At 63.5% G+C, this 17,867-nt stretch carries 18 protein-coding genes and 1 pseudogene; 13 read left to right on the top strand and 6 right to left on the bottom strand.

The features are described from left to right. The first annotated feature begins 248 nt into the window (after positions 1-248). The 4 genes and pseudogenes from IAQ70_RS03345 to IAQ70_RS03335 form a co-directional block, all read left to right on the top strand. Entirely contained in the window at positions 249-767 is a 519-nt protein-coding gene (locus IAQ70_RS03345) for a hypothetical protein (protein WP_190987895.1), read from the top strand. A gap of 208 nt (positions 768-975) precedes the next feature. After that, the gene (locus tag IAQ70_RS03340) at positions 976-1,461 is read left to right on the top strand and encodes a hypothetical protein (RefSeq protein WP_190987893.1); all 486 of its coding nucleotides are present in this window, start codon (positions 976-978) and stop codon (positions 1,459-1,461) included. Then, positions 1,448-1,867, top strand: coding sequence for a mismatch-specific DNA-glycosylase (locus tag IAQ70_RS23265; protein ID WP_407682554.1), 420 nt, complete (start codon positions 1,448-1,450; stop codon positions 1,865-1,867). The genes IAQ70_RS03340 and IAQ70_RS23265 overlap by 14 nt, the downstream gene beginning before the upstream one ends. A 43-nt stretch (positions 1,868-1,910) precedes the next feature. Continuing rightward, positions 1,911-2,344: pseudogene (locus tag IAQ70_RS03335) on the top strand (transposase); the annotation flags it as partial. Positions 2,345-2,639: 295 nt separating this feature from the next. Here the strand turns inward: IAQ70_RS03335 and IAQ70_RS03330 are convergent. After that, positions 2,640-4,013 (bottom strand): GAF domain-containing protein, encoded by a 1,374-nt coding sequence (locus IAQ70_RS03330; protein WP_317983565.1) that lies wholly within the window; start codon positions 4,011-4,013, stop codon positions 2,640-2,642. 82 nt (positions 4,014-4,095) lie between these two features. Here IAQ70_RS03330 and IAQ70_RS03325 point away from each other — a divergent pair, with 82 nt between their 5' ends. Beyond that, on the top strand, positions 4,096-5,892 hold the full coding sequence (locus IAQ70_RS03325) for an NAD(P)-binding domain-containing protein (RefSeq protein ID WP_190987891.1): 1,797 nt from the start codon (positions 4,096-4,098) through the stop codon (positions 5,890-5,892). Positions 5,893-6,378: 486 nt separating this feature from the next. On the opposite strand, the gene IAQ70_RS03320 is transcribed toward IAQ70_RS03325, so the two are convergent. Continuing rightward, on the bottom strand, positions 6,379-7,650 hold the full coding sequence (locus IAQ70_RS03320) for a neprosin family prolyl endopeptidase (RefSeq protein WP_190987889.1): 1,272 nt from the start codon (positions 7,648-7,650) through the stop codon (positions 6,379-6,381). A gap of 62 nt (positions 7,651-7,712) precedes the next feature. Between IAQ70_RS03320 and IAQ70_RS03315 the strand changes: the two genes are divergently transcribed. The 3 genes from IAQ70_RS03315 to IAQ70_RS03305 all read left to right on the top strand — a co-directional run bounded on the left by IAQ70_RS03315 (position 7,713) and on the right by IAQ70_RS03305 (position 9,357). Continuing rightward, positions 7,713-7,940 carry a hypothetical protein gene (locus IAQ70_RS03315; RefSeq protein WP_190987887.1) on the top strand — a complete coding sequence of 76 codons (228 nt, stop codon included), beginning with the start codon at positions 7,713-7,715 and terminating at the stop codon, positions 7,938-7,940. A 536-nt stretch (positions 7,941-8,476) separates the two neighbouring features. Continuing rightward, entirely contained in the window at positions 8,477-8,956 is a 480-nt protein-coding gene (locus tag IAQ70_RS03310; protein ID WP_190987886.1) for a nucleoside deaminase, read from the top strand. Positions 8,957-8,979: 23 nt separating this feature from the next. Beyond that, positions 8,980-9,357 carry a VOC family protein gene (locus IAQ70_RS03305; RefSeq protein ID WP_190987884.1) on the top strand — a complete coding sequence of 126 codons (378 nt, stop codon included), beginning with the start codon at positions 8,980-8,982 and terminating at the stop codon, positions 9,355-9,357. Between the two features lie 42 nt (positions 9,358-9,399). Here the strand turns inward: IAQ70_RS03305 and IAQ70_RS03300 are convergent, their stop codons facing one another. Continuing rightward, the gene (locus tag IAQ70_RS03300; RefSeq protein ID WP_190987882.1) at positions 9,400-10,011 is read right to left on the bottom strand and encodes a hypothetical protein; all 612 of its coding nucleotides are present in this window, start codon (positions 10,009-10,011) and stop codon (positions 9,400-9,402) included. A gap of 312 nt (positions 10,012-10,323) precedes the next feature. On the opposite strand from IAQ70_RS03300, the gene IAQ70_RS23260 reads away from it, so the two are divergent. Then, positions 10,324-10,527, top strand: coding sequence for a hypothetical protein (locus IAQ70_RS23260; protein WP_190987880.1), 204 nt, complete (start codon positions 10,324-10,326; stop codon positions 10,525-10,527). A gap of 148 nt (positions 10,528-10,675) precedes the next feature. Here IAQ70_RS23260 and IAQ70_RS03290 read toward each other — a convergent pair whose 3' ends face one another. Further along, positions 10,676-11,032 (bottom strand): hypothetical protein, encoded by a 357-nt coding sequence (locus IAQ70_RS03290; protein WP_190987878.1) that lies wholly within the window; start codon positions 11,030-11,032, stop codon positions 10,676-10,678. A gap of 220 nt (positions 11,033-11,252) precedes the next feature. Between IAQ70_RS03290 and IAQ70_RS03285 the strand changes: the two genes are divergently transcribed. After that, positions 11,253-11,732, top strand: a complete 480-nt coding sequence (locus tag IAQ70_RS03285) for a nucleoside deaminase (RefSeq protein WP_190987877.1) — start codon at positions 11,253-11,255, stop codon at positions 11,730-11,732. A 22-nt stretch (positions 11,733-11,754) separates the two neighbouring features. Then, positions 11,755-12,132: a VOC family protein gene (locus tag IAQ70_RS03280; protein WP_190987876.1), complete on the top strand. Its 378-nt coding sequence runs from the start codon at positions 11,755-11,757 to the stop codon at positions 12,130-12,132. 41 nt (positions 12,133-12,173) lie between these two features. On the opposite strand, the gene IAQ70_RS22600 is transcribed toward IAQ70_RS03280, so the two are convergent. Then, entirely contained in the window at positions 12,174-12,515 is a 342-nt protein-coding gene (locus tag IAQ70_RS22600; RefSeq protein WP_223858748.1) for a hypothetical protein, read from the bottom strand. Between the two features lie 151 nt (positions 12,516-12,666). Further along, complete coding sequence (locus tag IAQ70_RS22595; RefSeq protein WP_223858746.1) at positions 12,667-13,227, bottom strand: sigma-54-dependent transcriptional regulator family protein; 561 nt, start codon at positions 13,225-13,227, stop codon at positions 12,667-12,669. Positions 13,228-13,790: 563 nt separating this feature from the next. Between IAQ70_RS22595 and IAQ70_RS03270 the strand changes: the two genes are divergently transcribed. Together IAQ70_RS03270 and IAQ70_RS03265 are read left to right on the top strand one after the other, a co-directional pair. Further along, the gene (locus IAQ70_RS03270) at positions 13,791-15,491 is read left to right on the top strand and encodes a DUF262 domain-containing protein (RefSeq protein WP_190987875.1); all 1,701 of its coding nucleotides are present in this window, start codon (positions 13,791-13,793) and stop codon (positions 15,489-15,491) included. Further along, entirely contained in the window at positions 15,488-17,761 is a 2,274-nt protein-coding gene (locus IAQ70_RS03265; RefSeq protein WP_190987873.1) for a DUF262 domain-containing protein, read from the top strand. The genes IAQ70_RS03270 and IAQ70_RS03265 overlap by 4 nt, the downstream gene beginning before the upstream one ends. Positions 17,762-17,867: the final 106 nt, after the last annotated feature.

Raw genomic sequence — 17,867 nt, 5'->3', positions numbered from 1 at the left:
CCCACAGTAGCCGAATCGCCGATGCCGGCGTTTCGTGAGCACACGTTGGACCGCTATTTGTCTGTGGTGCATGCGACGCTATTCTCATGACACGGTGGGCACACATCACCAGAACTGACTGAGCAAAGACTATTGGCCAGGACGCTTCAGCAAAACTTTTTGCAGATTTCCTCGGCAGAGGCGGCGAGGTTCAGCTAGTTCTCCCCGACCGGGAGACAGGTGAAGGAGACGCTGAGGCAACCCGCGAGTTGCACCAGCTCATTCGCTTCACAGAGACTGAACAGCCCAAAAAGTTCCTGGTCCATCCGGAGCCGTCCCAGATGCAGGAGATTGCCGATGGCGTTATCTATCAGGACGCTGACCGCGTACTAGTCATCCTCTGGAATGCGGACCGAACGTTCGAAGGCTGGCTATCAGCGGAGGACAGCCTTCGATTCTGCCCCAGTGAGGTAGCGGCTCCGCTTAATCCCGTAGTACAGCAGGCGCTCAAATCCGTCGCTAACTCCTGGAACTCATCGGACGGTATCAGTCACGGCTACGGCAAGGATTTCGCCATCGACGCACTGCGGAAGCTCCTTGAAGCTGGCTATGTCGTGAACGAACCTACGCTTGAGGCCGGCGCATTCGCGGCTGGTTTCAAATGGGATGAGGTTACTCAGCTTCGCACCTACGCCGCCAAACTGGCGCAAAGTGGGCGCTTCGTGACCAAAGGCAAGGCGTACCGAGACGAAGTCGTTTCTATCTGGGAAAGAGCAGCCTCGGAGTGAGGGACAAACGAATGGAGGCTGTGCACATTCGCCGGGCCCGGTGGTGAGATCAGAATCGGTGGTGACCTGGCGATTGTGTGCAGCCGGTCAGTTGGGTCCCGTCGTCCATCTGTGTGCGGGAAGCCTATTAGCCTTTGCTGCGCATCTGCGGGGCGTGGGGATTAACATGCTCCCGTCTGGGGTGCTGTCGTGCGCTAGGCTCCGTTCCATGGACCCCACTACTCTCGGTATCTTGCTGGCACTTGCCGGCATCGCTATTACCGCAGCCTTAGGCGTACCTCCGCTGCTGCGGCGACGTAGTGTCACGCATTGGACTCCTCCGACTTGGAAACGGGGAACCGAAAAGATCGGGAATACGCGGATCCCTGTTGTTAGCCTCCGATGGGCCGTACGTGGCAGCAATGCTTCCGTCCAAGGCGTGGAGTGCTCGGTTCAAGGCCCTTCAGGCAAGTGGCGACAGCTGGCATCCCCAAAGGGAAAGCTCGACCTTCCTAAAGAGAACCTGTACACCTACATCAACCTCATAGACGAGATGCCTTTCAACTCGGTAGTCGCTTCGCCAGTTAACATTGGGAAACCAGCTAGCGACGCCGTCGCATTGGCCAAGATGGGCCGCTATCAACTTCGAATCCGCTGGTACGAAGACGACAAACCGCGGCAGCGCGAAAAGGTCTTTTCATATGTGGTGCGCTGACCAGCGCGAAGACGCGCGTAACAACGTGCCGAATACTAGTGAGACTAGGCGCGGGGGTGGACTTCCATCTATCCTTGCCCCTGGCCTGGCAGTGGTGCTCTGCGGAACGGCAGCATCGGAAGATTCTGAGAGTCGAGGTCACTACTACGCTGGTCCGGGCAATGACTTCTGGAATCTGCTCTACCAGAGTGGCCTCACCAGTGAATTGCTCACTCCCAAGCGGGACCGGGAACTTATTTGGCGTGGGCTGGGAGTGACTGATCTGGTGCGGGGAATGAGCCAGTCAAATGATCAGGGACTTCATGCGAAGTACGACGTCCCCGGACTTATCAGCGTCCTTGGTGAGTACGGTCCTCGATTCGTGGCGTTCACCAGCTTAGAGGGGGACTCCCCCCGGTTTTGTTGACTCCTTGACCTAGCGAGCTTGTGCTCGTGGAAGGATGTTGACCATGCCGACGGCTTATGGGGCGGAGTTCCGCCAGGATGTTATAGATGTGGCCCGAAAGAGCGAGGCGCCGCTGGCTCAGATTGCAAAGGATTTCGGGCTTTCAGTCACGACGCTGAAGCGCTGGATTGCCATCGCCGAACGTAAGGATTCGGGGGCCCGTCCGGCAGCGGCGGAGTCGGCCGAAATGCGGGAGCTGAAGAAGCGCAACCGCCTGTTGGAGCAAGAGAATGAAATTCTGCGCCGGGCTGCTGCCTATCTGGCAAGGGACATCAACCCAAAATGACATACCCGCTGGTCACAGATCTTGCCGCCGACGGTGTTCCCGTGGCGGTGACCTGCAGGGTGTTGAAATTCAGCAAGCAAGGCTATTACCGGTGGAGAGCCAGCCCAGTGACGGAACGGGACTGGGCGGATGCGCATCTACTGACGAGAGCGGGAAGCTAGATCTCGTTTGGGCTCCAACGATGCCGCCGTTCCAGCTATCGTTTCATCCGTCTTACTTGCTCTAGTTCCCGGCTGACCCACCGGCACCATCCCACAGCCTCAACAAGCGGGTCTCGATCCGGACGTTCATGCTTGATTGCATCCGTCAGCCGAGGTGAGGGCCAATGACGCCGCTGCCGGGCGTGATCCGGCGGTGTGAAGCGGGTAGTCGTCCCAGCCGCACATGGAGACGTCGTCAATCTCCCACGCCTAGGGTTTCGACAGGCTCAACGCACCAGCGCCAGGCTCAACCTCCGGCGGAAGCCCGGAACGACAGATAGCGCGCGTCCGCGCGACCCACAAGTCGTTTTAATGCCTCAACTGCCTCAGAATCCACGGAGCCCATATCCGTGGACAGCCAGCGGATGAGGAGCCCGGCGTCGCGGCTGGACCGCACGGCCGATCCGAGGGCCAGGTCCAGCTGGTCCCGGAGCAGCTGCACGGCCAGGGCCCCGGACCGGCTGAGCAGCGGAGCCCGGTAAACCTCCAGCGCATCAGCCACCTGTCCTTCGTGCAGCAGCCGCAGCACACGCCCCGAATCCGAACAGCCCGCCAGGCCTGCGACGAACCGGTAGGGGTTCGACTCCACGGCATCGCCCAGCATCGACCGGATCCGGAACATCTCGGTGCGGATGGCAGCCGTCGTCCCCGTGTCGCCGTAGAGCTCGAAGGCCAGCTCCTCGGCGGACCACCCCTGCGAACGTGAATCCAGCAGTGCCAGGATCTCCGCCCGGCGCAGCGTCAGCGGCACCCGGCTCCCGCCCCGGAACACCGCGGAAGGCCTATCCCCAAGGAGCTGCAGCGACTCAACGGCCGCAACCGGCCGGCGAACGGGCTGCCGGGATGCCCGAACGGGAGATGAGGCACCCGGTATCCTCCCGCCGTCGGGCGTTCCCAAAAGAGCCTCGGCCACCCTGACCGCGCACCGCACCATCCGCAGTGTGTCGGCGCTGATGGTGTCCAGCGGTCCCGAGACGTCCAGCACACCCAGCAACTCACCCGTCAAAGGATCCGTGATGGGCGCCGCCGTGCAGGCCCACTCGTGGTGGGTGCGGACCAGATGCTCGGCGGAGAACAGCTGCACCGGCCGGCCCCTGACCAGCACCTCGCTGATGGCGTTGGTGCCTATCCCGGCCTCGGACCAGTCGGCCCCTTCGGAGAACTCCAGCCGGTCGGCCCGCCGCAGCACGTCCGGGCTGCCGACCCGCCACAGGACCTCGCCACTGGCGTCGGTGAGCACCAGCAGGTGCCGGCCGGAACTGGAGTCGTCGGCCAGCAGGTCCTGAAGCGCCGGCATGACCTGCTGCAGCCGGTGCTCCCGCCGCAACTCCAGGACGTCGGCGGCGTCGTGCAGGTGCCGTGGGCTGTGCTGGTCCGGGCTGATGCCCAGGGCCATGGAACGGCGCCACAAATCCGCCAGGTCGTTGGGGATCTCCGGGCGCGGGACACCGGAGATGACCAGTTCGTGGGCGCGGCGCAGGGCACGCGAGTACTTCGCCGGGTCCGAAAACCTCAGGCCGTAGTCCAAAACGGTGTCCTCCTCACCAGCGGCGTCCTTGCCGGCAGTGCCCGTGTAACGCGGTTGAAACCCCCACTGCGATGCAATAGTGATGCAGCTCACGCCCGTACCAGCTTAGCGCAGGGGATTCCGGCGGGACGGGGCCGCCGGACCACCAGAGACACGGACCATACGACACAAAGGAGTGGACAGGACAGACACACCCACCGCAGCCGCGCAGGCCTGGCTGACGGACCTGGATACCGCTCTGCAGCGGCGCGACGTGGACGCCGTCGTCGAACTTTTCGAGGAGGACAGCTACTGGCGCGATTTCGTGGCGTTCACCTGGAACCTGAAAACGCTCGAAGGCAAGGCGGACATCCGGCAGATGCTCGAGGCCACACTGGACCACGTGCGGCCCGCGAACTGGACGCTCGCCGAGGACGCCACCGGCGCTGACGGCAGCACGGAAGCCTGGATCACCTTCGAAACGGCTGCCGCCCGCGGCTACGGCCACCTCCGGCTGCGGAACGGCAAATGCTGGACGCTGCTCACCACCATGCAGGAGCTGAAGGGCTTCGAGGAGAAGAAGGGGACCCGCCGCGAGAAGAGCGTGGCGCACGAAATCATCAAGGGCCGGCGCTCCTGGCTGGAACAGAAGGAGGAGCGCGAGGCGCGGCTCGGCTACGAGGAACAGCCCTACACGGTCATCATCGGCGGCGGGCAGGGCGGCATCGGCCTCGCGGCCCGGCTGCGGCGTCTGGGCGTCCCCACCCTCGTCATCGAGAAGAATGAGAAGCCGGGCGACTCCTGGCGGAACCGCTACAAGTCCCTGCACCTGCACGACCCCGTCTGGTACGACCACATGCCCTACCTGAAGTTCCCCGACGACTGGCCCGTCTTCGCCGCCAAGGACAAGATCGGCGACTGGCTGGAGCACTACACCCGGATCATGGAGCTGAACTACTGGGGCGGCACCGAGTGCGTGGGCGCCGAGTTCGACGACGGCGCCCAGGAATGGGTGGTCAGTGTGGTCCGCGACGGGTCGCCGGTGACCCTGCGGCCCAAGCAGCTGGTGTTCGCCCTCGGCGTCTCCGGATACCCGAACATTCCAGCGTTCGACGGCGCGGGGTCCTTCCTGGGGGAGCAGCGCCATTCGTCGGAGCACCCGGGCGGTGGGGACTGGAGCGGCAAGAAGGCCGTGGTGATCGGCTCCAACAACTCAGCGCACGATATCTGCGCGGACCTGTGGGAGCACGGCGCCGACGTCACCATGGTGCAGCGGTCCTCCACCCACATTGCCCGCAGCGAATCGCTGATGGACCTGGCGCTGGGCGACCTGTACTCCGAGAAGGCTTTGGTGGCCGGCGTGACCACCGAGAAGGCCGACCTGCTGTTCGCCTCGCTGCCGCTGCGGATCCTGCCCGAGGCGCAGGTGCCGGTGTACCAGGCGATGGCTGAGCGCGATGCCGAGTTCTACTCCCAGCTGGAGGCCGCCGGATTCGACCTGGACTTCGGCGTGGACGGATCCGGGCTGTTCGTGAAGTACCTGAGGCGCGGCTCCGGCTACTACATCGACGTCGGTGCCTCCCAGCTGATCATCGACGGCAGGGTGGAGCTCCGCTCGGGGGAGGTTTCCAAGATCACCGGCAACGCCGTGGTCCTTGGCGATGGGACCGAGCTCGAGGCCGACCTGATCGTCTACGCCACCGGCTACGGCTCCATGAACGGCTGGCTGGCGGACCTGGTCTCACCCGAGGTGGCTGACCGTGTGGGGAAGTGCTGGGGCTACGGCTCGGACACCCCGAAGGACCCGGGCCGCTGGGAAGGGGAGCTGCGCAACATGTGGAAGCCCACCAACGTCCCCAACCTCTGGATCCACGGCGGCAACCTGCACCAGAGCCGGCACTACTCGTCGTACCTGGCCCTGCAGCTCAAGGCCCGGATGGAGGGCCTGGAGACGCCGGTCTACGAACTGCAGCCCACGCATCACGTGCGCTGACATCGGCCCCGGTGGTTGAGCCTGTCGAAACCCGGTTTCGACAGGCTCAACCACCCTTACCTTCAACGCTCTCTCACTTAATGCACGTTTTCTTCGGACGCTCTCTCACTTTGGCCCGCTGGCCACGCAGTTCATGCGCCAGGCACCGGCGGCGGAGTCGGCGTCGAGCAGGATATTATCCCCGGGCACAATCACTGACCCCGGCGGGCAATGGCGTGCTTCTGCTCGAACGCTTCGCCGGTGCGCTGGGAGACGCCGGTGTACGAGCTACAGGCCAGTCACCACACCCGCTAACACCCGGACTGCCGGTGGTTGAGCCGGTCGAAACCCGACAGGCTCAACCACGGCAGGCCGCCGCCGCCTCTCCAACGCTCTTTCACTTAATGCGCCTTTTTACCGGACGTTCTCTCAGTTGGGCGGCCCGCCGCCTGCTCGTTCGTTTATTTCTTCGGCTCGATGGCGGCCGGTCGAGAGCCCTGCCCGCCGTCAGCAGTTGCCGCCCGGGCCGCCGAACCAGATCGTCTCGTTCCACGGGGCGCCGTACATCACAACGTCGGCCGTATAGCAGGCAGGCCAGCCCTGCGAGGGAGTCAGGTTGGCGTTCAGCATCGCGCCGCCCTGCGGCGGCCAGTAGCCAATGCCCCGCTGGTAGGCCGCGTGCTGAAACCTCTGGTTGGCGAAGTCGCCGCTTCCCATCGTCGGGAAACTTGTCGTCCCGGTGGTCTCGCCCCCGTAATCGATCTCGGTGGCGTTATTCGTCAGGGCGCCGCCCTGGTAGAGGGTGTCCGGGTAGTAGCCGATGGCGTTGGCCCCTTGCGTGCCGTTGTAATAAAGCCACCACCGTCCCCCGGTGTGCCAGTAGGCCAGCTCCATGCTGTACTGGGAACCGCCTTTGATGCTGATGGGAGCGACGGCCATCGCGGGGGCGAACGACGAAGACGTCTGGACGAACGCAGTGCAGCTCAGGTTGTAGCAACCAGTAGACCCGTAATTATCGGCCGTCCAGTAGGTGAACAGATGCGGCCGGGAGTCGCCGTACATCTGGGGATAGACCTGCCAGCCGCACTCGATCGTCTGAAGATTGGCGCCGCTGCCCGCGACATACCAGTGCTGGGAGAGCGAGAACACCTGATTGGCACCAATGGCCGGTTGCCACATATTCAGATAACTGTGGCCGCCGCCGTTGTTCACGTTCTGATAGGCATGGGCCCAACGGTGCGTCACCGGAACGGTTGCGGGTTCAGCTGCCCGCGGAGGGCGGCGGCCCGCTCCCCGAGGACCCTTTGCGAAAAAATCCTGCAACGTCTCGAACCGGGTCAGTGTTTCGAGTGTGACGCGCTGAATGGGGACGGTGCCCTCAGGACAGTGCATGACATTCCCGTGCCAATCCTTCCGGGCCGCATCCAGCGGTGAGGCCACAGGGGAGTCGACACGCTCGTCGGCCCCTTCCGCCGTCTCCGCTCTGGGGCCGCTCTCGAGCGGCGGCAGATCCGGGGGCTTGGGCACGCCCTCGGACGAACCCCTCAGCGCGGGCTGCTGCTCCACGGGAACGCAGTCGTAGATCGCTCCGGACTCGTCCACGAAGCTGTGCTGCGCATCGACGTTCTCGTAGAGCCCGACGACATGCGCCTTCATCTCAGCGAACGCATCCTCGTGGGCGACTCGGCTCTCGGGCATCCGCGAGAAGTCGCGGTGCTTCGCGGCCTGGAGCGAATCGAGATAATTGGATAGAGACGGGATTCCTTTCGGGTCAGGCATTTTTGTTCCTCACAGTTGACGAGATTAAGCACGTTCGAAATGGCCAGTCGTAGGATTGCGACATGGAACACGAAGAAAGGTATATGGGGCGGCGATTCGTCGTGACGACTAGGCAGACGTCCGCGGGGGAATGGTCGTACTCGGCGGAGACAGCCGACACCCAGCGCAGGGCTCCTCTTGTCGAAGACCCGAAAATCACGTATTCCTCTGAGGAGGAGGCCGCACGCGCTGGCGTCTCTGCGGCCGCGGGGGCGATCGACAGAACTCGGACGATTCGCGGAAAACCATAAGATTCCTTAGTGCAACGTCTTTAGTTGACGTCTGGGTGATGGTCATTGGGGTTTGGTCGCTCTGCAGCACGGCCCTATGACCTCCAAGTTATTCACGGTTCCCGCGTTCGCTTTCCCGTGCACTAAAACTCACCGAAGAAAATTTTTTTGTTGCAGTGCAAGGTCGCCCGAATTTGCATATATGCATTTACGAGTTCCAATCGAACTTTAGGGCGGTGGGCGTTACTGGGCCGTTATTCCATGCCTCTCTCCCATCTCATTGGCCTCAACGGGTTAGCGTGGATGTTCGAAGCCGTTCCGAAGGGGGCTAGGTGATACCAAAAGGCCTTACCGGACTGGCGTAACCGGTACGAGGATGTTCGGGTTCGACCCCGTGCGGCATATAGGACCCGGGCCCCTCAAAATACGGGGAGCAGCGTCCCTTCCCCAGCACGTACGGGAGGCGGCGGCGGGAGGCAAGTACCGTCGTCGTCCTTCCCTCCTTCGGCGCTGCGGATCGACACGGTCCGGGGAGTAGTCCGTGGGACAATGGCGCCATGACCCACGAGCAGCACGCATCCGCCGCGCCGGAACTGGACCGCACCGCCCACCCGGCATTCGAAGCCGCCTATCAGGCCGCCCGGAAGAGCCTGGCCGAGGGCGGGATCCCCATCGGGGCGGCGCTCGCCCGGGACGGCGTGGTCATTGCCAGCGGGCACAACGAACGGGTCCAGAACGCCGATCCGATTGCCCACGGGGAAATGTCGGCGCTCCGGGCCGCCGGCCGGCAGAAGAGTTACCGGGACACCACGCTCTACACCACCCTCGCCCCGTGTGCCATGTGCGCCGGAACCATCGTCCAGTTCAAGATTCCGCGCGTGGTGGTGGGTGAAGCGCGCACCTTCGACGGCGAGCTGGAGCTCCTGCGGACACGCGGGGTTGAGGTGGTGGTCCTGGATGATCAGCGTTCCGTCGACATGATGCGCACCTTCCAGTCCGACAACCCCGATCTCTGGGCAGAGGACATCGCCGAGTAGGGCCTGGTCGTACACTGGCGTTCATGGTCTCCCGTATCAGCGAACTGGTCCTCAACTGCTCCGATCCGGAACTCCTCGCAGGGTTCTGGAGTGGGGTCCTCGGCTATGTCGAGCTCGGCCGGGAGGATGGTGCCATCGAGATCGGGCCGCCGGACGCCGGGTTCGGCGGCCTGCAGCCGACCATCATCCTGAGCCCGAGCAGCAACCCGCAGACCGGACGCCTCCCTCTGCACATCGACGTCAACCCGGTAGACCGGGACCAGGACGCGGAGCTGGAACGCTTGCTTGCCCTTGGGGCCCGCCCGGCCGACGTCGGGCAGGCAGGCAGCGAGCAGTGGCACGTCCTGGCGGACCCTGAAGGCAACGAGTTCTGCCTCCTGCGCAAGCGGCTTGACCCCTGACCGGACGCAGGGGCTAAACCAACAAGTCCCCTCCGGTGTCGCTCATGCCCGCCGGAACGACTGATACCGGGCATCCCCGCGTCCCACCAGCCGTCCCAGCGCCTCGACTGCCTCAAAATCCGCAGACCCCACATCCGTGGACAGCCACCGGATAATGAGCCCGGCGTCACCGCTAGCAGCGACGGCCGATCCGACGGCCAGGTCCAGCTGGTCCCGGAGCAGCTGGACGGCCAAGGCGCCCGGGCGGCTGAGCAGGGGAGCGCGGTACGCCTCCAGCGCGTCGGTGACCTGCGCCTTGCGCAGCAGCCGCAGCACCCGCGCCGAGTCGGAGCATCCGGTCAGGTCCTCAGCCAACTGGTAAGGGTTCGACTCCACGGCGTCTCCGAGCATGGAGCGGACCCGGAACATCTCGGTTCGGATGGCCTGCGGCTTGCCCGCATCACCGTAGAGCTCGTACGCCAGTTCGTCGGCGCTCCAGCCCTGGGCGCGTGAGTCCAGCAGTGCAAGGATTTCCGCCCGGCGCAGTGTCAGCGGCACCCGGCTGCCGTCCCGGAACACTACGGCCGGCTTGTCCCCAAGGAGCTCCAGCGATTCCACCTGCAGCAACCGGCCGGCGGACTGATGGCCGGGAGGCACGAGCAGGGGAAGAGGCACTCAAGGACGTCCCGCCGTCGGGCGTTCCCGAAAGGGCCTCCGCGACCCGGACGGCGCACCGCACCATCCGCAGCGTGTCCGCGCTGAGGGTGTCCAGCGGTCCGGAGACGTCGAGCAAGCCCAGCAGCCGGCCCGTGGCCGGGTCCGCGGTGGGCGCCGCCGTGCAGGCCCACTCGTGGTGGGTGCGGACCAGGTGCTCGGCGGAGAACAGCTGCACAGGGCCGGCCGGGGACCAGCGCCTCGCTGCTGGCGTTGGTCGAACAGGATGCTCTCCCCGGGCACGATCACCGACGCCGCCCAGCGGGCGATCGCATGCTTCTGCTCAATCGCCTCGCCGGTGCGCTGCCGCAGCGACGCTTCCGGGTGCGCGCCCAGCGCCATCGCGCCGGCATAGGTGAGGGCCAGCCGGCCCTGCCCGCCACCCTGGATATGCAGAAGCTGGTGCTCAATGAGATCGACCTGCGCGGCACCATCGCTTACATCCGGGACCACGCCGTGATCACAAGGGTGCGGTAGAGCCATGTGGCCCTTAATCCGTTCATCATCCGGAGCGGCCCACAGGAGAACCTAGTGGAGCAGGGCTTCGACACCCTAATCAACCGCCAAGACACGGCAGTGAAGGTGCTGGTGCGCCCATATGGGCTTGGCTCGGAGCCTTAGCTGGTCAGTTCGTCGGCGTCTCCATATTTGCGCCATGAGGGGCGGGGTCGGCTGGCGGCGTCATGAGGTAACGGTAATCCATCCTCCGTTTGAGGACAGAAACCTTCGGAGTCGGAAATCCTGCGTCCCGAAGTTCCTGCGCCTTCCATTGGCCGCCAGTGGCCCTTTTGAAAGACTCGATGTAGCGCCTTCTGGCATGGTAGAGGACCTGCTCTGCCTCATGCATCGCATTAAAAGAATCGAGCACCTCCGCCGCAAGCTCAAGTTGTTGGTCGCTGCGTTCTGCGACAAGCTCGAGTAGCTGCTTGCTGCGGCGTTGGTGTGTCTGACGGAGGAATTCCAATGGGTCCTGGCTGGTCATGACTCATCGTATCGACCGTTTGGTACGACTGAAAGGGCCAGCAAAAGACGTTCAGTAGGGACCAGTTAGGGAGCGGCAAAACCACCGGCTTGGGACCGATCCGCCGTTCCCCGGCACGGACGGAAGGCAGCGGCGGGAGGCAAGTGCCGCCGTCGACCGTTCATCCTTCGGGGGTGGCGATCGACAACGTCCTGGAAGCAGTCCGTGCGAGAATGGCGCCATGACCCACGAGCTGCACGCATCCGCCGCGCCGGAACTGGACCGCACCGCCCACCCGGCGTTCGAAGCCGCCTATCAGGCCGCCCGGAAGAGCCTGGCGGAGGGCGGCATCCCCATCGGAGCAGCGCTCGTCCGGGACTGCGTGGTCATTGCCAGCGGGCACAACGAGCGGGTCCAGAACGCCGATCCGATTGCGCACGGAGAGATGTCGGCTCTCCGCGCCGCCGGCCGGCAGAAGAGTTACCGGGACACCACGCTCTACACCACCCTCGCCCCGTGTGCCATGTGCGCCGGAACCATTGTCCAGTTCAAGATTCCCCGCGTGGTGGTGGGGGAAGCCCGCACCTTCGACGGCGAGTTGGAGTTCCTGCGGACCCGCGGGGTTGAGGTGGTGGTCCTGGATGATCAGCGTTCCGTCGACATGATGCGCACGTTCCAGTCCGACAACCCGGACCTCTGGGCCGAGGACATCGCCGAGTAGGCCCCGCAGTACACTGGCGTTCATGGTCTCCCGTATCAGCGAACTGGTCCTCAACTGCTCGGATCCGGAACTCCTCGCAGGGTTCTGGAGCGGGGTCCTCGGATATGTCGAGCTGGGCCGCGAGGACGGTGCCATCGAGATCGGGCCGCCGGACGCCGGGTTCGGCGGCCTGAGGCCGACCATCATCCTGAGCCCGAGCAGCAACCCGCGGACCGGACGCCTGCCGCTGCACATCGACGTCAACCCGGTGGACCGGGACCAGGACGCGGAGCTGGAACGCTTGCTTGCCCTTGGGGCCCGCCCGGCCGACGTCGGGCAGACAGGCAGCGAGCAGTGGCACGTCCTGGCCGACCCTGAAGGCAACGAGTTCTGCCTCCTGCGCAGGCGGCTTGACCCCTGACCGGACGCCGGGCTAACCCAGCAAGTCCCTTCCCGTGTCGCTCATGCCCGCCCGGAACGGCAGATACCGCGCGTCCCCGCGTCCCCGCGTCCCACGAGGCGGCCCAGCGCCTCGACTGCTTCAGCATCCGCGGAGCCCATATCCGTCGAAAGCCAGCGGACCAGGAGCCCGGCGTCGCCGCTCGACCGCACTGCAGATCCGAGGGCCAGGTCGAGCTGATCCCGGAGCAACTGGACGGCCAAGGCACCCGACCTGCTCAGCAGGGGAACTGCGTAGGCCTCCAGCGCCTCGGCCACCTTCCCCTGGCACAGCAGCCCCAGCACCTGTCCCGAATCCGAGCAGCCCGAAAGGCCCGCGACGAACCGGTATGGGTTCGACTCCACGGCATCGCCCAGCATGGACCGGACCCGAACATCTCCGTGCGGAGGGCCTGCGGCGTACCCGCGTCGCCGTATAGCTCTTACGCCAGTTCCTCAGCGCTCCAGCCCTGGGCGCGTGAATCCAGCAGGGCGAGGATCTCGGCCCGACGCAGCGTCAGCGGCACCCGGCTCCCATCAGCAAACACCGCGGCAGGCCTGTCCCGAGCAGCTCCAGCGACACCACACCAACAGAAGGCCGGCGGACCGCCCGCCGTGACCCGCGAACGGGAGCCGAGGCACCCGAAGTGGCGCCGCCGTCGTTCATTCCCAGCAGCGTTTCCGCCACCCGGACTGCGCACCGCACCATCCGCAGCGTGTCCGCGCTGATGGTGTCCAGCGGACCGGAGACGTCCAGCACGCCGAGCAGCCGGCCGGTGACCAGCGCTTCGCTGATGGCGTTGGTGCCGATTCCGGCCTCTGGCCAGTCGGCCCCTTCGGAGAACTCCAGCCGATCCGCGCGCCGCAGCACGTCCGGGCTGCCCACCCGCCACAGGATCTCGCCGCGGGCGTCGGTGAGCACCAGCAGGTGCCAGCCGGAACTGGAATCGTCGGCCAGTAGGTCGTGCAGCGCGGGCATGACCTGCTGCAGCCGGTGCTCCCGCCGCAGCTCCATGACGTCGGCGGCCTCGTGCAGGTGGCGGGGACTGTGTTGGTCCGGGCTGATGCCCAGGGCCATGGAGCGGCGCCACGAATCCGCCAGGTTGTTGGGATCTCCGGCGGGGGACGCCGGAGATGACCAGTTCGTGGGCGCGGCGCAGAGCTCGCGAGTACTTCGCCGGGTCCGAAAACCTCAGGGGGGAGTACGGCACAGCCTGCTTGGGGACCGCCTCGCCGTCAAAGGCGGGTAGCCGGGAAGCACCCAATCGAAGTCACGCGGACGAAGGTGCCGGTCGTCGGGATCTAAGGCAAGAACTCTGAAGCCCGTTCCCTCTGGATCCACGAATCCCGTCGATGAGACGAATTCCGGACCATACTCCTATCACGCACAGCCCCGGATGCTGTCGGGCATGATCAAGCTCGTTGCGCGTGACGATGACCGAGCCACCGCTGCTCTGGGTGCCTTTCGTTTCAAGGTCTTCATGTCGGGCCCGGCAGGCTCGGACGAGGCCCTCAGCGGCATCTCTCGTAGTATGCCTGGAACGCGGCGGCGCGGCGCCGCCGGAATTCCAAAACCGAGTCCGGCCGAAACACTATTGGAATTTGCATTCAATGTCGGAGGCGGTGAGTACAGTTGCGTTCATGGGGAAGACAACAGGTTTGCTCGAAGAACGGTTCGTCGGCGATATTGAAGGAAGGTTCTTCATCCGGGCCTACCAGCGCGGGTACCGGTGGGGCGTAGACGAGGTCACCCAGCTCCTCGACGATGTTGCCGGGAGCCGGGGGCAGTCGTCCTACTACCTCCAGCCGATCGTTGTGAAACGAATGGCCGACGGTCGTTGGGAACTCGTAGACGGCCAACAGCGTCTTACCACGTTGTTCCTGATTCTGCAGGACATTCGTGGGTCCTTGCCGTCGGCGAGGGCAAGGTTCGAGCTTGAGTACGAGACGCGAGTCGGAAGCCAGGATTACCTGCAGGTCCCGGATGAGGCCGGAAGCAAGCAGAACATCGACTTCTTTCACATCCACAAGGCTGCTTCTACGATCAGATCGTGGTTCGAGGCGCTGGGGTCCGGCGAGATTCAGGCGGCGATCGATTTCTACACCGATCTGTCGCGTCGCGTAAAAGTGATCTGGTACGAGGCGCCCGAAGCAACGAATTCGACTGAGTTGTTCACGAGGTTGAATGTCGGACGCATCCCCCTGACAGATGCTGAACTGGTCAAGGCGCTCCTGCTGACCCGGGCCAAGGGGTCGCCGGGCCAGCCCGATCAGTCGCTGGAGATCGCCGCGCAGTGGGACACATTCGAGCGCGATCTCCGCACGCCCGAGGTCTGGGCGTTCGTTACGGGTCATGCGAACAGTCAGGCCACGCACATAAGTCTGCTGCTCGATACCCTTGCAGGCGGGCCGAGGGGACGCGAGCGTCTGCCCTTCCACACGTTTGGGGCCCTGCGAGCCGAGATCCATGCAGACTACAAGGCTTTCTGGAACAGAGTCATTGACCTCCACTCGCTGATCCTCGGCTGGTTCGAGGACCGAAACGTGTTCCATAAGGTCGGGTATTTAGTCGCAACAGGGACGCCGTTTGACGAACTCGTTGGTGCCGCAGGGGGCAAGTCCAGGAGCAGCTTCGAAGCCACGCTCGACGACAGGATCAAGACCAAATTGGCCCTGACGGATACAGCACTTTCCGGGCTCTCCTACGAGAGCGCGGGGGGACGGGAAAAGGCGTCGCAGGCACTGCTTTTGATGAACGTCGAAACAATTCGCAAGATGAAGCATTCCTCGGAGCGCTATTCATTCAGTGCGCACGCGGCCGGCACATGGTCTCTGGAGCACATCCACGCCCAGAATGCCGAAGCCCTGAATACGGGCGAGCAATGGACGAGCTGGCTCAGATTGCATCGTGACGCGTTAGTCAGTTTGCCGCTCGATGAGGACCGTCGTCGCGACCTCATCCGTCGGATCGATCACGCGATCCCGTCGATTAGCCGGGAAATGTTTCGGACGCTGGAGCGTGATGTCAATGAGATTTTTTCCTCCGGCGATGAGGCCGCTGAGGGCGATGTGCACGTCATTGACAACCTTGCTCTTCTCGACAGCCGAGATAACAGCGCCCTGAGTAACTCGGTCTTCGAAGTAAAGCGGCTTGAAATACTTCGAAGAGACCGCGTGGGTTCATATATCCCCGTATGCACACGAAATGTGTTCCTCAAGTACTACACAGACGAGGGTGCACAGCAGGTCCACTTTTGGGGCGCTTCGGATCGTCGTGCCTACCTTGAAGCATTCCGCGGTGAAATCGGCGCGTATCTGACGGAAGAAGTGAGCGAAGCATGAGTGCCCAAAGCAGGTCCACGACGTTCACCGGCCTCTTCCTGCCCAACGAAACGGAAGAGATTCAAGCGATCGAGATCCCGATGATTCAGCGGGACTATGCGCAAGGCCGCGAAAGTGCCGCGGTCGACGAGATCCGAAAGAAGTTCATCGACGTTCTGCACTCAGCCGTCGCCGGGGAGAAACCGGCTCCGGTGGACCTCGACTTCGTCTATGGCGAAGTGAAGTCAGGTGTGTTGGAGCCTCTCGACGGTCAGCAGCGGCTCACCACGTTGTTTCTGCTGCACTGGTATCTCGCGTCGCGAGCGGGGGAGCTTCGTTCCACCGAGGCGTGGGCGAAGTTCTCGTACGCCACCCGGCCCAGTGCCCGGTTATTCTGCGAACGGCTTGTGATGACCACGCTGCCAGACACGGTGGAGCAGCCGTCAGCATGGGTCATTGACCAACCGTGGTACCTCTTCGTCTGGCGGCACGATCCGACCATCCAGTCCATGCTCGTCATGCTCGACGCAATCCACCTGAAGTTTCGGACGGTGGACTCCAAGATGGCCTGGGACCGGCTCGTTGACCCGATCGAGCCTGCGGTTTCCTTCCTTTTGCTCGCACCGCCTAACATGGGCTCGACCGCGGACCTCTACATCAAGATGAACTCCCGCGGGAAGCCTCTGACTGACTTCGAGAACTTCAAGGCCCACTTTGAGGAAACTATTGAGTCCACCGACCGCGCCAAGGAGTTTGCGCTAAAGGTTGACGGCACATGGTCAGACCTACTCTGGGGATTCGTCGTCGACGACGACCTCGTCGACGACGAATTCATGCGCTACATCGGCTACATCACCGAGTTGTGCGAGTGGCTTGATCCTGGCGTGGAGGTCAGTGAGCGTCCCGAACGTCTTAGCCACCGCACTGAGCGGGTGTTCGGTGCCGTAAATCCCAAGCGGGCAGAGTCATTGGACTTCCTGTTCAAGGCGTTCGACGTCTGGGGCGGCCGCGACGTTGCCGGAGTATTCAGCGGGCTCTTCCGGGGTACCACCGAGCGGCAGGACGGGGCTGAGGCCGATCGCGTTACGCTCTTCTTCCGAGATCAGCGCATCAACCTGTTCGATGCCTGCTGCCGCACCTTCGGAGATACAAGCGGCAGAACAAGGGTCTTTACGTTCGGGCAGGGCCTTCTGCTCTTTGCCGTACTCCACCATCTCATTAACGACACAGACGCTATTCCGGCCCGGATCCGCTCCCTGCGTAATCTCATAGAGGCTTCCCCGAATGAGCTCCGTGTCGACCGTATGCCTAGGTTGCTCCGGGACGTCGAACGGGTTGTGCTCGGCGACGCCCTCGGCGAAATTGACAGCTTCAACAAAGCGCAGGTCGAGGATGAACTGCTGAAGCGCGACTTCCTGGCCGTCCACCCAGAGCTCACTGAGGCACTTCATCGCTTGGAAGATCATCACCTTCTGCGTGGGTCGATCGGTGCGTTCTTGCTTGATCCGGAAAAGTTCAATGCTCGGTCCGACGCGTTCCATCGCCTAGCATCGGAGCCCGAGTCCTGGTTCGAGGCCACTGGCGCGCTTCTGGCAGCTGGCGAGTATCAACGGACAACGAACAACAGGAAGTTTCAATTCGGAACAGGCTCTAAGCGTTTCGAAAATGCTTGGCGCGAACTGCTTACCGGCGCAGACCGTGAGGCGCTGTCTTCAACGCGCTCCGCTCTTGCCAGGCTCCTCGATTCCATCGATGACGGCGACGATTTGAAGCCAGCCCTAGTGGCAGTGCAATCCGAATGGCTCGCCCAGCGTGAATCGGAGCTCGACTTCGACTGGCGCTACTACATGGTGAAATATTCGGCCATGCGTGAGGGCGGCTCGGGAATCTACTACTCAGAAAGCGGAGCGCTCGGCTACTCGCTATGCATGCTCCGCGGTGGTACGAGCACGCTCAACAGCAGGTACCGGGACCCCTACCTCCTGGCCATTTGGCGTAATCTCGGTAACCCACTCAACGTCGAAGACCCTTGGTTCACCGGACACGAGACGATTCCCCGACGGTTACGGCTCACACGCAGCGGCGTCGGGATTCGCTCGGTCCCGACAGGGTTCGAACTGTCAGGACCGGCGCTGAACGATTTCGCGGAGTTGTACTATTCGATCCGGCGCGAGCTTGGTGTGTCCCAGGGCGGCATCATCGAGATCAAGCAGATGGACGGAATTGACACGGTTGACCGCATCGCGATCGGAACTGAGATTGTGCGGCAGCTTCTAGACGCGGGACTGTGATCACCAGGTCATAGCTGAACTTGAGTCGCGACTCGATGCGTTCGGATAACAGCGGCGGGGCGGCCAGCAGAAAATGCTGACTGCCCCATCGTTGTCAATCAGGGTC

Origin of the sequence: Pseudarthrobacter sulfonivorans (assembly GCF_014712225.1) — a bacterium.
Classification (GTDB): domain Bacteria; phylum Actinomycetota; class Actinomycetes; order Actinomycetales; family Micrococcaceae; genus Arthrobacter; species Arthrobacter sulfonivorans.
Note: the sequence above shows the minus strand (reverse complement) of the source record. Positions and strands in the feature narration are given on the sequence as shown.